Source organism: Streptomyces sp. BRA346 (genome assembly GCF_052851135.1).
In genome coordinates this window covers 78,542-94,540 of sequence record NZ_JAIWIH010000027.1, presented here as the reverse complement: position 1 = coordinate 94,540, position 15,999 = coordinate 78,542, and the positions used below count along the sequence as shown (strand labels likewise).

The following is a 15,999-nucleotide window of genomic DNA, read 5'->3' as shown; positions in this document are numbered from 1 at the left end:
GAGGAACACTCTTTTCGCCGGGTACCGACCCCCTCGGTACCTACGCTGGCGGCGAGACAGGGAAGAGGGTGGCATGAGCGCCATGGCACACGAACCGCTCACGCAGGACCACGACCACGTCCTGCTGGAGGGTTTCTTGGCCCTGGATACGCCGGAAGGCTTCCGGGCCGAGCTGATCGAGGGGGAAATCGTCGTGACACCGCCGCCGGACGGGGACCACGAAGATCACATCAGTCTGATCGCTGAGCAGGTGTTCATGCGGTCTGAGACGCGCATGCAGTTCTCGGGCAACAAGGGGCTCACGGTCCCGCGCGGCGGGCTCTGCGTACGCAACCATGTGATCCCGGACGGCACCTTTGCCCCCAGAGAACTGCGGTTGTTCCGGGGCGCCGACTCCTGGATGCCGTGCGAGGGCGTGTCCATGGTCGCCGAGGTCACCTCGACCAAACCGGGCCGGGACCGTACGGCGAAGCGCCACTGCTACGCACGCGGTGGCATCCCTCTCTACCTCCTCGTCGACCGGGACAACAGCGACGTGACGCTCTTCAGCGACCCGGAGGGCGCCGACTACCGTCAGCGCGTCACCGTCCCCTTCGGCAAGCACCTCGACCTGCCCGCTCCGTTCTCCTTCTCGCTGGAGACGACCGACTTCGTCTGAGCCGCCCCGCCCGGGCCGGTACCATGGTCACTACGGCGGACGAGCCGGCCGGGCGGTCGCGTCGGGGTCCTTCGGGGTCCCGCCGAGGAACGTCCGGGCTCCACACGGCAGGGTGGTGGGTAACGCCCACCCGGGGTGACCCGCGGGACAGTGCCACAGAAAACAGACCGCCGGGGCCGCAAGGCGCCCGGTAAGGGTGAAACGGTGGTGTAAGAGACCACCAGTGCCCAGGGTGACCTGGGCAGCTAGGTAAACCCCACCCGGAGCAAGGTCAAGAGGAGTCACCGCAAGGCGGCTCTGCGCGGATGATCGAGGGCTGCCCGCCCGAGTCCGCGGGTAGACCGCACGAGGCCGGCGGCAACGTCGGCCCTAGATGGATGGCCGCCTCCCCGCGGGCCGCAAGGCCCACGGGAGACAGAACCCGGCGTACAGGCCGACTCGTCCGCCGCCACCTGCGACTTCACCTTGGAAAGGGACTCTGACCTGCGTCGGAGGTCCTTTCCGGTCTTTCACGGGCTTACCGCGTTAGGCGGCGGAAAATCCCTCGGAAGTCCCTCGGACAGCACTGAAAGTCCCTGAAAGGTCCCAGGAGCGGAGGGGCGGGCAACGCCTCTGAGCTGGTTCAGAACCGATGGGGGTCGAACGCTTCGCAGATGTGGGCGGGTGCATGATCTCTACGGTGCCGACCAGTCCACGGTGGTGCGGGAACGCCAAAGGCCGCAACTGAGATCAGATAGGGACCGAACAGCGGCCCGCGCCACTGATACGCTCGCCTCTGTTGACGTGTGTACTTCGCGTCCCGTGCGCCTCTCCTCCGCACGCTCGACGCGGAACGGGGGCGATGGTGTTCGAGCCGCTGAGAGACGGTGATCCCCGTGAGATCGCTGGCTTCCGTTTGTCTCGGCGTCTCGGCCAGGGCGCGATGGGCGTTGTCTACCTCGGCTACCGCAGTCCTCGCCCGGTGGCGATCAAGGTTGTGAAGCCGGCGTTGGCGGACGAGCCGTATTTCCGTCAGCGCTTCTCCCAGGAGCTGGAGGCGATCCGGCGCGTCGGGGGATTCCACACCGCCGCGCTCGTGGATGCCGATCCCGATGCCGAGCAGCCATGGATCGCGACCGAGTACATACATGCGCCGTCGCTCGAATCGTTGCTGCACCAGCACGGACCAGTGAGTTGAGGTTCCCCCGAGATGCGGGGAGGAGTGACAGGGGGTCACGAGGAAGTACCCGCTGGAGTTGCGTGACCGCGCGGTCCGCATGTATCGCGCCGCTGAGCCGAAGCCCGTCATCCGCCGTATGGCCGAGGAACTCGGCGACTCACTTCATGCCGCAGGCCGGAGCGCGCGGCCTCGCCGTAATCGAGTCTTGGTTCACGGATTCTGCGGAACGTCCCTGAAGGGTCTCAGGAGCGGAGGAGCGGGCAATGCTTCTGAGCTGGCTTCAGGCAGCAGATTCGCACCTTGGTGGAACACATGATCAGACGGAAGCCGCCTCAGAGTCCGGAGACTACCCAGGCGAACGGCGTAGGTGTGCTGTTCGGGGACGTTGATGACGTGGCTTTCGTCGTCGGCCATGAGGTGGTGGCCGCCGACGCGACCGCGGACGGGAGCGGTGTGCAGGCTGTTCTTCGTCTTGGCGGGCGCATGATGTCGCGGCGTGTCGGCCCTCAGCGAGCGCGAGCGCAGGGTCGAGGGTCATGGAGCGCTCGTAGTTAGTCGTCGATGACCTGGTAGAGCGTGGTCCAGAAGTCGTGGACGGCATGCCCCGCGTCCGGGGTGGACATTCCGGTCTGGGTGAGCAGGATTCCGGTGAGCTGATTGCTCGGGTCGGCGTATGCGGTGGTGCCGGTACCGCCGTCCCGGCCGAACTGACCGATGGGCGCGTAGTCGCCACGGTAGGTGCGCACCGCCATCCCGAAGCCCCATCCGCCGTGCAACCCCTGTCCGGAGGACAGATAGGCGATGTTCCTGTACATGGCGTCACGAGCGCCTTGTTGCTCGGGCGTAAGGCGATTGCTGGTCATCAGATCGACGGCGGGCCGGGACAAGAGCCGCTCGCCCCCGTGCATACCGTGATTCAGCAGCATCTGGAAGTAGGCGTGGTAGTCGTCGACAGTGGAGACCAGGCCACCGCCGGCGCCCTGGAACGCCGGAGGCTGGCCTCGTCGAGCAGAACCATCGCCGCCGCCATCGTGACCGGTTTGGACGTGGACGCCATCCGGAAAATCGTGTCCCCGCGCATCGGCGCGCCACCGTCATGGCGCATCGTCCCGAACGCTTCGACGTGGGTCTGGCCGCCGCGGCTGACCAGGAAGACGAGGCCGGGAATCTTCTTGGCTTCGATATGTTGTGCAAGCACGTCGCGCAGTCTGCGCAGTCCTGCATCGGAGAAGCCGTGGTTATTCGTTCCCCTCATGAATCTCCTTGTCCACGGTGTTGGACCTCACGGCAGCCACCACGGGAACCGTGGCTGATCATGCCGGGCACAGGTCCTCTACCGTCGGGTCCGGGAGGAGCTGTGCCCACCGATGCTCGGTGCTGAGACGACAGACGCGTGTGGCGACGTACTCGGCGTCGGTGCTCCAGACGCGGGCGGCGCTGGGCGGTCCGAAGGTTGCCAGGGCGTGGCCGCCGGGAGAGAAATACGCCGGGGACTCGGCGTCTGTGGGGCCGCTGAGAGCGGCGTGCAGGCGCGCGGTGCGGGTGTTCCACAGCCGTACGATGTCTTCGTTGCTGGTGGTGGCGAGGGTAGAGCCATCGGGGCTGAAGGACGCTCCGATGACTTGGCCGACCTGACGGGCCGTCAGGATGGCCTTGATGCGGCGGGCGGCGACGTCCAACAGGCGCAGACCGTTGTTGGTGCCGACGGCTAAGGTGCTCCCGTCGGGGCTGAAAGCCAGGGCCATGTTGGCGTCCCTGGGGCCAGGTAGACGCGTGGCGCGGTGTCCGGAGCGGAGATGCCACAGGCGTGTGGTGCCACCGCTGTTCACGAAGGCCAGAGCGCGGCCATCGGGGCGGAGTTGCAGAGCGGCCAGGCTCCGGGCTCCATGGAGGACAGCGGTGGTGCGTTGGCTGGCGACATTCCACACACGAATGGCGCCGTCGGCGGTACTGACGGCCAGGGTGTTGCCATCAGGGGTGAGAGCCACCTGAGTCACGGCGCCGGTGCCCTTTTGGAGGGCGGTGGTTCGCCTGCCGGTGTTCAGGTTCCACACTCGGACGGTACCGTCCCGACTGCCCATGGCCAGGACACGGCCGTCGCGGGTGTTCGTGACTGCGGTGAAGGACCGATTGGTGCGGATGGGTGCCGGGCGGGTGCGCCCGGGCGGCGTGGACCAGCCCAGCATGTTGCCGTGGTCGACCGTGACGGAGGCGTCGCGGTCAGCGAAGGGCACGCGTGCAGTGGTGGTGCCGGAACGGCCGGCCAAGGTGGCGAGGGGACGATGCGAGGTCACGTTCCACAGGCGGATGGTCGAGTCTTTTCCCGTCGTGGCCAGAATACGGCTGTCGGGCGAGAACGCCGCTGCATAGGCGAACTCGTCTACGTGCAGGGTGGTCAAAGCCTTGTGCGTGCGGGGGTGCCACAGCCGGACGGTGCGGTCCGTGCTCGCGCTGGCCAAGGTCCGGCCATCGGGCGAGAACGCCACCTGCTGCACCGTGCGGGAGTGGCCGGTCAGGGTCGCGAGGCGAACGTGGGTGCGGGCGTCCCACAGCTTGACGCTGCCGTCGTTGCCAGCCGTGGCGAGGGTACGGCTGTCAGGGGAGAACGCGACGGTACGCCCGGCACCGGTGCGGTCGGCCAGGACCGCGAGGTTTTTGTGGGAGGAGACATCCCACAGGCGGGTCGTGGGCCCGCTGTCAGCGCTGGCCAGCGTACGGCCGTCCGGCGAGAACGCCAGGCGCAGTACCGCATCGGAATGCCCGGTCAGGACGGCGAGGGCCCGGTGGTCGCGCACCGACCACAGACGCACCGTGCGGTCGGCACTGGCGGTGGCGAGGGTATGACCGTCAGGGGAGAATGCGACGCCTTCGACCATGTTGGTGTGGCCGGTGAGGGTCGCAAGGAGGCGGTGGGAGCGGACGTCCCACAGTTTGACGCTGTCGTTGCCGGCGGTGGCGAGAGTGCGGCCGTCGGGAGAGAACGCGACGGTGTTCACGACGTCGGTGTGGCCGAGCAGGGTGGCAAGCAGACGGTGGGAGCGAACATCCCACAGCTTGACGCTGTGGTCGAAACTCGCACTGGCGAGGGTACGGCCGTCAGAACTGAAGGCCGTGCTCTGCACCGCGCTGGTGTGCCCAGTGAGCTGGTTGGCGTAAAAGCGGGAATAGGCGCTCAGTAAGCTGCCACGCGATTCCGTGGTAACGGCCTGCCGATATCCCCTCAGGGCAAGAATCATGGCCGCCTCAGGGTGATCATTGCTCAATTGGGCAGCGCGGGCCGCAGTTTCCCGGGACACGGCCAAACGCCGCTGGTGCTCAGCATCGTTGCGCTGATGATAAGCCATCAATGTGGCGATGAGGGCAAGGCACAGGAGAGTGGCGAGAGTGATCACGGTGCGGCGGGTACGACGTTCGTGACGGCGACCAGCGACGACCGAAGCATCGAGAAAAGCGAATTCCAGGGGGTTTAGGGCCTCCTGGCTGGTGCCGGTGAAGGCTTCCTCGGCTTGGGCCAGGCGCGTGCCGCGGTAGAGAACTCCTGCGTCGCGGTCGAGTTTGTGCCAGGCGAGGGCGTCGTGGGTGAGCTGGCGGTGCAGGCGGATGCGGTCGCGTTCTTCGTTGATCCAGCCCTGCAGACGGGGCCATGCGGTGATCAGCTTTTCGTGGGCGAGGGATACCGTTCCGTCGTCAAGGGTGAGCAGGCGGGCGCGTGCCAGCCGGTCGAGGACGGCCTGGGTGTCGGCCCTGGTGTTGAGATCGAGGACCGTGAATTCGGTGCGGGGGGTGGGGCGGTGGGTGTCCTCGGTCCCGTCACCGGGGGCGATCAGGCGTAACAGGATGCGTCGGGCGAGGGTGGCCTGGGTGGGGGTGAGCTGGTGGTAGGCGTCCTCGGCGGTGCGGGCGATGGCGCCGTGTAGGCCGCCGGCTGCGTCGTATGCGTCGTGGGTGAGGATGTGTCCGCGTCGGCGGCGCCAGGTCTCCAGTAGGGCGTGGGACATCAGGGGCAGCGCGCCGGGCTCGTCGGTGACCTCGTCGAGGATGTGGGCGGTCAGGTCGCGTTCCACGTTCAGCCCGCGCGCCTGTGCCGGGCGCACGATGGCCGCGCGCAGTTGCTCGGTGTTCATCGGGCCGAGCAGCAGGGTGGCGTCGTTGAGGGCTGCGGCCAGGGCGTGGTTTTCGGTGCACCGGCCGAAGAAGTCGGCTCGTAGGGCGAGGACTACCCGTAACCGGTTTCCGGGCTCTTGGGCAGCCAGTAAGCGCTCCAGGAAGTCCGCCCGGTCCTCGGGAGAGGCGCAGAGGGTGAACAGCTCTTCGAACTGGTCCACCAGCACCCAGGTATCCCCCGCGCCCTCGGCCGGTGCCAGCAGATCGGCACGGTCCATCGGTCGGGCGCCGGGGGTGAGCACCCGCACTGCGGCTGGCCTGTCGTCCGCATCCTGACCGCAACGGCGCAGCCGTGGGATGAGGCCGGCGCGCAGGAGGGAGGATTTGCCGCTGCCCGAAGCTCCCACCACGGCGCCCAGCCGATGTCGGCGGGCCATCGCCTCCAGCCGCGCCGTCGTTTCCTCGCGGCCGAAGAACAGCTCCGCATCGCCCGGTTCGAAGCGCTCCAGCCCCCGGTACGGCGGCTCACCGTCCTCCTCGGGCGGTCGCGGTACCGCCGTGATCTCCGCATCCGCCTGTTCCCATCGGTGCCGCCACTCCTCCACGTCACCTCGGCAGGCCCGCACATAGGCCAGAGCGACCGGAAGCGTTGGCAGCCGCTCACCACCCGCGGCCTGCGACAAGGTCGCTGCCGAATACCCCGCACGGCGAGCCATGCTCCGATAGCCCGGAGCCCCTGCCTCGTCGCGGAGCTTGCGCAACTCGTAGGCGAATCGCGCGACGGGTCCGTCCTGCGGATCGATTGGCTTCTCCGGACGCCCCACTGGTCCTTCCCCTCCCCGGCAATTCGCCTGCCCCTTCGACCAGCCTAAAGATCGACTCACGGCCACGGCAATGACGCCGATCACGAGCCGACGATCGCGGCTGAATTGATCAGAGCAGCTCAGACGGGCTGCCAAACAACTCCGGGGGCCGGTGAACTCGGTGTTGTCCGGGCTTGCGGAAGTGGCACGACGGGGGGACGTGACGCACCGCAGCCCGGGCATCCAGCCTCGTCTCAAGGAATCGCTGCTCCCGATGAGCGGCGGCCCGGCAACTACGTCGGCAACCGAGGGATGAATAGGCACTTACCACGTCACAGGGGAAGAGGCTGGTGGACAAGGCCCGCTTGTGGGATCTACCCGCTGGGCGCCGCCTCTTCCCCTCCCTCATGCAGCGGTCTTCGACGCTGCCCTCAGGAAAGGACCTTTCAAAGTGAAGAGTTCAGGTATGAAGCAGGCCGCGGCCGCGCTTGTAGCGGTAGCCGCAATTGCCGGCGCGTCGCCCGCCTTCGCCGTCACGGCAGCCACCGACGGCGCGAAGGCCAAGACCTACTCCCACGGCAAGAAGATCAAGGTCAAGGACACCAAGAGCGACGGACACAAGGTCAAGGCGCACTACTACCGCGCCAACTCGTCGACCACCAAGCGTGTGCTGTGGAACAAGAAGGGCGCAGGCAAGTGGGCGAAGAGCGGTTCCGGCTCGACCATTTTCAAGATCCAGGCATGCAAGGAGATCAACAACGGACCGGACAAGTGCAGTGGCTGGCAGCACAGGTGACCGGGTAGAGCCCCGGACTGCGCCGTGACATGCCGGGGCCCCGCGAGAGGTTCTCGTGGGGCCCTGCTGGCGAAACCCCCGAGAGCTGACGTCACCCATGTTCCGACACACTCGGAGTAAGTACATGAGCTCTACACCCTTGCCGGTTGCCCCACACGGATCGACGGCAGGAACCGGGCAGGCCACGCCCCCGGCAGCCGGTCGCGGCAGATGCCGTGCGGCTTGGCGGATCCATCGATGGGTCCTGGCGGTGGCCACCTGCCTGCTGGCGATGAGCCTGTCCGCGATAGCGGTGGTATATGCAGCTCATCAGGGGCAGGAGAGGCGCAGCGCGGGCCGGGTGCCGCAGCAGGAGACGCCAGGAGACGGCAAGAAGCCGGTGGCTCTGTGGCAGCAGGTCGTCGACACGGTGGGGGACCGCACCCATGACGTGGTCGTTGTGATTCCTCTGGCGAAGAACGCGGCACCTCCGCCGGGTCTCAGTCGCTGGCCCGAGTCGGGCGAGGCGTTCCTCTCCCCGGGGCTGGTAGAAGCCGGGAGGGGAGAAGGAGTGACCTCGCGATACGGCAGGTTCGCCGGGGTCATCTCGAAGGAGGGGCTTGAATCCCCTGGCGAGCGCCTTGCCTATGTTCATCCCGCGGCCGGGTTGGCCGACAGGGAGGATATGTGGGAAGTCACCGGGTTCGGGCAGCAGGGAACAGGCTTCCCGCTGGGCCGACACGCGTACGTTTTCGGTGTGGACCGTCTCTATTGGGGGCTGTTCGGTCTGGCAGTGGTGCCCTCCTTGCTGCTCGCGGCCGTCGCCGCCCGCGGCGTGAATGCCTTTCAGGAACGCGAGGGGGGCGCTGCGCGTGTCGCGCGTGGTGGGCGGAGGTCGCGTTTCATAGCACATGTATGGCGCACTGTGGCCTTGGGAACGGCGGCGAGTTGTGCCGTGAATCTCTGCGCTCTGTTCACCGACCTTCACGTTCCCGCCGTCGACTTCGTTCTGGACCGTGACGACGTGCGTTCCGTCATGCCCTTGGTGGGTGCTGCTCATCTCCTCACGCTACTGACGGTACTGGGACTCCTTGTCGTACCTCGGCGGCGCCTACGGATCACTCCGAAGCCTAGCCGCCGCCGGATCGCACCTCATTTGGACCGCATCAGGAGCGGATGCTGCCGCCTCTTCTTCCTCGCGCTGCTGGTGACGGTCCGCGGCACCGAGTTAGCTCCCGAGAGCACGCGCCTCACGGTTTATCTGACGAGTCTGGCCATCACTATGGTCTGTGCACCGGCAGCCCTTGCGACGACATTGAAGTCCTGCGGCGACCTGCTAGTCAGGGCAGGTCGAAGAAGGGGGGCGAAAACAGCGCGGGCCATGGGCGTGCTCTTGAAACGGCCTCCGCTGCCGTTGACCGCACTGGTTTCCGCCGTTGTGGTCTCCATCATGCTGGCGGGCCAGGTCCTGCTGTGGAACGGCGTGCCTGGCGACCTGGCAAGCCAGGCACAAAGCACTCGCGAACGCGTCGGAACCAGCATCGTAGAGGTTAGTGGCCATGCGTCGGCCGATGGGCTGAGGTCATTCGAGCGCGCTCTGCCCGACAAGGCCATGCTGCTCGCCGTGCACGACAGAGGGGACGATGGGCGAGGGAACTTGCGGGTGGAACTCGTGGGTTCCTGCGAAGCGTTGCGCGAGCTTGCAGCCCCCTGCTCGACCAAGCCGAAGGAGGTCACCGACGACGGGGGTCACAGGGGAGATGCCCGGCTTGAGGAATTCATGCGCTGGAATAGCATAGGACCGACCGGAGGAACCCTCACCGCCTCACACGGGTCTCTGGCCCGGGAGGCGACCGGAATAGCGGGACCCGTATCCCTGATCGTTTTGGGCTCCGATGGGGCTTCCCTATCCGTGCCGGATATGAAGAGGCTGGCCTACCGTCATCTGTCCGCCTCAAACAGCGTCGACACGCCAGGCGGCACATGGATCGTGGGCGCGGGCATGTCCCTGGAAGCGTCACAGTGGGCGCTCCTCCTGTCCTTTGTCATGGTCTTCTGTATGGCGGCCGTCGCCGCGCCAGTCGCCGCGGGACGCAAGGCGGTTCCCCTTACGCTGTGTCTTGCCCTCTTCATCCTTCTTCTGACCGCCGCGGGTATCGGCGAAGCTGTTGCGTCCTGGCTAGCTTCGCCGATGGACTCCCGGGCATGGCCCACTGTGACGATCAATGCCTTAGCACCACTCACCTACGCGGTGGCAGCAGGCGCCGGGTTGATTACGGTAGGGGCGCTCCGCGGCAAGTTCGCCCAATCCACGGCGCCTGCATCAATACCCTCTCGAGAAGTGCCAGTCTGTATCGCCGGAACTCGGCTGGACAACACCCGCAGGCAGTCTGCACGACATGGAGATCGCACTTCACCGGGCTGGGATGGGGCCAGCACCTGACCCGTACGCCACCGTATGCGCAACGGCTCACCAGGTGATACGAAGCTCAGGAGTTGCCATACTCCGCTGTGGAGTTGGTCGGGACGGGGGAGCAAGAGGGGGAATCATCGTGCCGGATTCGCGGAGCCCCGAGGCGGTGCTGGGGGCGGCGATCCTGCGCGTGCGCGCACCGGACAGCACCGACGGAGCTGCCGGCGACATCGGCGGGGCGGGATTTCTGATCACCAGCGAGCTCGCGCTGACCTGTGCGCACGTCGTGTGTGACGCGTTGTCGCTGCCGCGGGACGCGCCCCGGCCCGACGGGGTGTGCCTCACCGTGGACCTGCCGCTGGACGGCGGTGGGCGAGGACGCGCAAGCGCCGAGGTCGAGCATTGGGTGCCCACCGGGCCAGACGGCAGGGGCGACATCGCCGTACTACGGCTGACGGCTCCGATCCCGGGGGCGCGGCCGGCGCGCATGGCGGAGGCGGACACCGTCTGGGAGCACGCGGCACGCGTGGCCGGGTTCCCGGCGACCTCGCCGGGAGGAGTCTGGCACCGGGGGAGACTGCTGGGCGGGACCGCCGAGGGATGGGTGCAGTTCTCGGCGGCCGACGGCGAGGCCGCCCCCGTACAGGGCGGTTTCAGCGGAAGCCCGGTGTGGGACGAGCAACTGGGTTGCGTTGTAGGAATGGTGACCCGGGCCCAGGTCACCGGGGAGCGGCGGCAGAGCTTTCTGATAGCGACGCGCACGATCGCACAGGCGGTGCCTGAGCTGGCCGAGGTGCTGCGCCCGGCGACGCCGTTCCGTGGGCTGGCCGCATTCCGGGAGGAAGACGCGGCGGTCTTCTTCGGGCGGGAGGCGGAGGCCGAGGACATCGCCCGGCTCGTACGGGCGCATCCGTACGTGACGATGGTGGGGCCGTCGGGCAGTGGGAAATCCTCCCTGGCGTTGGCCGGCGTCGTACCGCGGTTGCGCACCGAGGGTTTCAAAGCCGTCGTCGTGCGGCCGGCCGCCGGGCGGTCGCTGCTGACCGTACTCGCCTCCGAGCTGGTGGCGCTGCTGCATCCGGAACTGCGCGGCACTGAAAAGCTGCTCAGGACACGCGAGCTGGAGCCGCTGCTGAGTGAGTCCGGCAGGCTGGCGGAAACAATCAGGCTGGCGCTGGAGGAGTCGGGGGCGCAGCGTCTGCTGGTCGTCCTGGATCAGGGTGAGGAGCTGTTCGCGGGCGGCGGGGAGGCGGCCCAGGCTGCGGCCGCTGTGCTGTTTCCCGCCGACCCGCCAGAGGAGCTGCGTGTCCTGGTCACCTTGCGCGCGGACTTCCTGGAGACCGCACTGTCCCATCCGGCAACTGGCCCGGCGCTCAGCCGTACGGTCCGCGCCCTCGCGCCGATGGTCCGCGAGCAACTGCGTGCGGTGATCACACGGCCGGTGGAGGCCATCGCGGGCGTGGAGTACGACCCGGGACTCGTCACGGCCATGCTGGATGACGCGGGCGCCGAGCCGGGCGCGCTGCCGCTGCTGGGCTTCGTCCTGGAGCGCTTGTGGCGCGGACAGCGGCACGGAGTCCTGCGCTTCGACACCTACCAGGAACTGGGCGGCGTGCAGGGCGCCCTGGGCCGGCAGGCCGAGACCATCTGGCACGCGTGCGTGGCGGACCAGGACACGGATACGGCGCTGCGGCTGCTGACCGGGCTGGTGCGGGTGCTCCCGGGCGGCGAGGGCACCCTGCGCAACGTTCTCACCCGCGAGGAGGCGGGCCCGCAGCGGTGGCGGATCGCCCAGGCGCTCGCCCGGCAGCGGCTGCTGGTCCTGGGGAGCAGCCCGGAGGCAGGCGAGACCGTCGAACTCGCGCACGAAGCGCTGATCCGGGCCTGGCCCCGCCTCGCTCAGCGAGTGGAGGACGATCGGGCGTTTCTGACCTGGCGGGCGGGCCTGCGCCGGGACATGGAACGCTGGGAAGCCTCGGAACGGCGGACCGAACGGTTACCCGGCGTGGACGAGCTGCGGGCCGCACGGCCGTGGCTGGACAGCCGGAGCGCGGAGCTCACCGCAGGGGAGCGGGATTTCCTGCAGAGGGGCCAGCAGCACCGCCAGAAGGTGACGAGAGCCAAGCGTGCCGCGTGGGCGGCCGGAGCCCTGGTGATGGTCCTGCTCGTCACGCTCAGCACCAGCCTGGTCGTCACCTCGGGAGCCAAGGAACAGCGGGAGGCCGAGGCACACTCGCGGGAGCTGGCCGACATCTCGGCGGATCTGGCGGAGCGGGATCCGGCGCTGGCGGCCCGAGTGGCGATGGCGGCATACAAGGCCGCGCCGACGAGGGAGGCCAGCAATGAGCTGCTCCGGCGTTACATGGGTTACCGCGATACGCAGTGGGCCGTTTCCGGTACGCAGGGCGCCCTCGACGCGATGGCGACCAGTGCTGATGGCGCGGTCACTCTGATCACCACCGAGCTGGGCCGGGGGACCCTCTTCGTACGGGGCGCGGACGGGAATGTCCGCAGGGTCCAATTTCCCGTCGAGCGGTACCTGGGCTATCCGATGGTCAGTGCGGACGGCAGACGAATCGCTTACACGACGGAGGAGGGCTCGCTGGTCTGGCACGAGGTGCGGCCCGGCTCCAAGGCGCTGCTGGGGCCTGGCCGCACTCTCCAGGGCGGTGACACCGCACACGACGACAACAAGAGGATCAATTTCACCCAACGCCGCGTTGCTGTCCTCTCCCAGGACGGCACACGCGCCGCGACGATCTCCGGCAGACAGATCGACCTGTGGGATCTGGAGGCCGGCAAGCACCGGACGTTGCCGCTCTCGGCGCCGGCTGCCCTGTCCGTGTCGTTCGGTCCCGACAACGACACGCTCGTGGTGGACGAGGAGGCCACGACCCCCAACCTGGCCCAGATGGGCCCCGTAGTGGCCGTGGACGCCCGCACGGGGAAGACCAGGAAGCTGGGAGCAACGATCAGCTCGACCGCGGTATCGGGTGACGGCTCGACGGCCGTGATGTGCAAGGAAGGCGGGGACGACTCCGACGGGCAAGTGGTCTACCGCGCGGTGCGAGTCAAGGACGGCCGGGAGATCAGCCGTTACTCCGACGAGAAACTGATCGGCTGCAACGACACGGCCGTCGACAGCGCGGGGCACCGGATGGCTCTGGAGGACGAAAGCCGACGCGTTCTGGTCGACGTACCGAGCGGGAAGCAGCTGGCCACGACCGACGGATTTGCCGAGTCCGGCGACGGCGAGCTGACCAACCCGCAGCTGCTCGGAGGACCGGAAACACCCGTCCTGGTCACCGCGCGGGGCACTCAGGTCACCGCGCGGCCCCTGGCCACCCGGCCGCAGCCCGAACTCGCATTGCCCACGCTGCTCGACCACGGCCGACGGCTGATCGGACGAGAGGGAACGAAGGAACACCAACGGGTCAGGCTGGTCGACCCGTTGCGGGAGATGAGGTCCCTTGCCGCGAGCAGGCCGGTGTCGAAGAATGATCTCGGCGGGCATCCGGTGTGGGCGGAGGAACCGGAGGATCTACCGCTGGTAGTTGGCCGGAACGAGAAGCTGATGGCCGACATGGTGGCGTACAACAAGGTCGTCGTCCGGTCCTTGCCGTCGCTGCGCGAGGTGTCACGGATCACCCTTCCCCTGGGTACGGCGAACCACTTCGGCGACCGGGAGGCACCGTCCTCCCACTTCCTCAGCAACGGTGAGCTCCTGACCCAGGTGGCGGGCCGACTGGATCGCTGGGACCCCGAGACGGGCCGGCGGCTGTCGACGGTCGATCTACGTGACCTGAAGCTGTCCAAGCGCGGCCCCAAGCCGTTCGACCCGCAGGAAGACCCACCTGTCTCCGGCTTCTGGGTGGGTTCGTACCCCAAGAAGGACCACGTACTGGTCAAGGTCGAAGGCGACGCCAAGGTGCATGTGGTGGACCTGCGCGAGCAGCGGGAGGCGAAGGAACTCGGGTTCCGGGTGGGAGCGGATTCCGTGACCGTCCATATGGACCGAAGCGGCAAGTATGCAGCTGTGTACGCCCGAGGGGCGATGGTCGAACTGTGGTCCATGCGGGCCGACGGGGAGGCGAGACGGTCCCTGGGCCCGATCGGGCCCGTCACACAATCCGGCGAAGGCCGTGGATTCGTGGCGAGCTTCCTTTCCGGACAGCGATTCCTCCTTGCCGAAGGCGACTCCGCTCGCATCTACAAGGCAGGCGGCCGTTCCTACGACATCTCATACGACTTCGGTGAGCCGCAGACCTTTTTGAACGCATCGCAGGACGGGAAGGTCTTGCTGAGCAAGACACCGGACGACTTCGACATCGTTCCCAGCGGGGGTTTCGATGTCGTCCGGCTCGACCCCGCCCTGTGGCGTGACAAGCTCTGCCGGGTTGTCGGCCAGCAGAGGTTCACGGCTCCGGAGCGGAGCGCCGTCCCCGCCGAGCTGCCGGATCGCGTCTGCCCCGACTGAGCCCGTCAGGTGCCAGCTGTCGGACGAGGCAAAGGCCACGCGCGCGTCGTGCACTCCCCGCTAACGACTTTACAGCGTCAGCCCCGGCATTCTGCTGAGGTATCTACCGGTCAACGCGCGGAGAGAGGGCGATTTCATGGCCTGGTTGAGCAGACGCAACGCACTGGTGGGCCTGCCAGCGCTGGGGGCTACGGCGGCAATGGGCGGCACGGCGCAAGCAGGTGCCTCCCGCGGCCCACACGTCCCGCCGTTGGACATCGTCACGGGAGAGGACGGCTTCTCTGCTCCCCAGGCAGCCGGCGCGGGAGCCGTTTCCTTCCGGTTACGGACCACGAGCCACCTGACGGGCGCTGTTGGTCTCGTCCGGTTGCGGCGCGGCGTGTCCGTGGCGGAATTCCGCACCCGGCTTCGGCGGATCTTCGCCACCGAAGGGAGGGAGAACATCGAGGCGACCAAGGCCCTGATGGCCTCCGCCGAACTGTACGGCGGCGGCTTCACCCACGTGGGTACCGACACCGTCTTCACCCTGGACCTGGAAGCTGGCCGCTACCTGGTTTTGGAGTTCCTTGACTTCGAGGATGATCGCGGCCGCAACCCTGTGCCGGGGCAGGAGTACATACGCACCCTCACCGTCCATCGACCCCGCAACCAAGCCCAGACCCCACCCGCCGCCATCGTCACGGCAAGAAAAGTACCTGGCCTGGGGCCCCGGTTCGACTTGTGCGGCAATCCCAATCCCAATCGCCCGCTCCGCTACGTCAATCACATGCGAGGTCAAGTCGACGAACTGGTTCTCTACCCCATCGCCGACGACGCGGTCACCGAAGCCGATATCCAAGCGTTCTTCGACGACACCACCCCCTCGCCCCCGCCCTTCGACGTCAGCCGATGGCTGGGCAGCCCGCCGCTCTCCCCGGGGCGGACAGCAACCCTGACTCCTCCTCTTTCCCTTGGCCGGTACGCCGCTGTCACCTGGGTCACCAGCATCCACGACGCCCGCCCCTTGAGCGCCCACGGCCAGCATCGCATCCTCACCGTGGCCTAGAAGACTTGCGAGTACCGGGCCATCGAGGCCGAGCGCAGGCCGAGCATGTGCCAGGAGCGGAAGCCGCGCGGAAGGCCAGCGGCTGGCCCTTCCGCCTCCGCTCCTGACTCGGTACGCCTGCCGACCTCGGAACGGGGCCGCGTGAGCGCCACCGGGCAGTGCACCGGCCTCGCCGTCATCGAGTCTTGGTCCCGGACCCAGCGGAAAGTCCCTGAGGAGTCCCAGGTGGCGTATTCGGCGGCGAGGGGCGAGCAAACTAGCAGGTCAGAGCTTGATCGACCCTGGAGCGGGACAGAACCCGGCGTACAGGCCGACTCGTCCGCCGCCCACGCTCCCTGCCTGGTCACACCGGGCAGAGAGCGCTCTGAAGATCACGGTCGTGCTCGGTCTTGTCCTAGGCTGCCCGCATGATCCGCGCTGTGGCCCCCGCCAACGACACCCGCCCAGCGAAGGCAGCGGGTCTGCGTACGCCTGCCCGGGCGAATGCGCCGCGAGCTTCCCGAAGCAGCGCGACCCGTTCGAGCAGACCTCCCTGGCCCGCGACGTCCCCGTAAGGGCGCAGCGA

The 15,999-nt window shown here is 67.7% G+C and carries 8 protein-coding genes, 1 other RNA gene and 1 pseudogene; 7 read left to right on the top strand and 3 right to left on the bottom strand.

Annotation, left to right across the window (positions count from 1 at the left end):
- The first annotated feature begins 82 nt into the window (after positions 1-82).
- From LCH29_RS29330 to LCH29_RS29320, 3 genes are all read left to right on the top strand, one after another.
- Positions 83-658 carry a Uma2 family endonuclease gene (locus LCH29_RS29330; RefSeq protein WP_446464747.1) on the top strand — a complete coding sequence of 192 codons (576 nt, stop codon included), beginning with the start codon at positions 83-85 and terminating at the stop codon, positions 656-658.
- 40 nt (positions 659-698) lie between these two features.
- An RNA gene (gene rnpB, locus LCH29_RS29325) (RNase P RNA component class A) lies at positions 699-1,103 on the top strand.
- A gap of 396 nt (positions 1,104-1,499) precedes the next feature.
- On the top strand, positions 1,500-1,835 hold the full coding sequence (locus tag LCH29_RS29320) for a protein kinase (protein WP_446464708.1): 336 nt from the start codon (positions 1,500-1,502) through the stop codon (positions 1,833-1,835).
- A gap of 533 nt (positions 1,836-2,368) precedes the next feature.
- Here the strand turns inward: LCH29_RS29320 and LCH29_RS29315 are convergent.
- From LCH29_RS29315 to LCH29_RS29305, 3 genes and pseudogenes are all read right to left on the bottom strand, one after another.
- Positions 2,369-2,803: pseudogene (locus tag LCH29_RS29315) on the bottom strand (serine hydrolase); the annotation flags it as partial.
- A complete protein-coding gene (locus tag LCH29_RS29310; RefSeq protein WP_052701625.1) occupies positions 2,734-3,072 on the bottom strand; it encodes a serine hydrolase in 339 nt (112 codons plus the stop codon). The pseudogene LCH29_RS29315 and the gene LCH29_RS29310, both read right to left, overlap by 70 nt.
- A gap of 58 nt (positions 3,073-3,130) precedes the next feature.
- Positions 3,131-6,745, bottom strand: coding sequence for an nSTAND1 domain-containing NTPase (locus LCH29_RS29305; RefSeq protein ID WP_446464707.1), 3,615 nt, complete (start codon positions 6,743-6,745; stop codon positions 3,131-3,133).
- A gap of 445 nt (positions 6,746-7,190) precedes the next feature.
- Between LCH29_RS29305 and LCH29_RS29300 the strand changes: the two genes are divergently transcribed.
- From LCH29_RS29300 to LCH29_RS29285, 4 genes are all read left to right on the top strand, one after another.
- The gene (locus LCH29_RS29300; RefSeq protein WP_446464706.1) at positions 7,191-7,520 is read left to right on the top strand and encodes a hypothetical protein; all 330 of its coding nucleotides are present in this window, start codon (positions 7,191-7,193) and stop codon (positions 7,518-7,520) included.
- A gap of 250 nt (positions 7,521-7,770) precedes the next feature.
- Positions 7,771-9,942 carry a hypothetical protein gene (locus LCH29_RS29295; RefSeq protein WP_446464705.1) on the top strand — a complete coding sequence of 724 codons (2,172 nt, stop codon included), beginning with the start codon at positions 7,771-7,773 and terminating at the stop codon, positions 9,940-9,942.
- A gap of 109 nt (positions 9,943-10,051) precedes the next feature.
- Positions 10,052-14,389 carry an nSTAND1 domain-containing NTPase gene (locus LCH29_RS29290; RefSeq protein WP_446464704.1) on the top strand — a complete coding sequence of 1,446 codons (4,338 nt, stop codon included), beginning with the start codon at positions 10,052-10,054 and terminating at the stop codon, positions 14,387-14,389.
- 250 nt (positions 14,390-14,639) lie between these two features.
- Positions 14,640-15,434 (top strand): hypothetical protein, encoded by a 795-nt coding sequence (locus tag LCH29_RS29285; protein ID WP_446464703.1) that lies wholly within the window; start codon positions 14,640-14,642, stop codon positions 15,432-15,434.
- Positions 15,435-15,999: the final 565 nt, after the last annotated feature.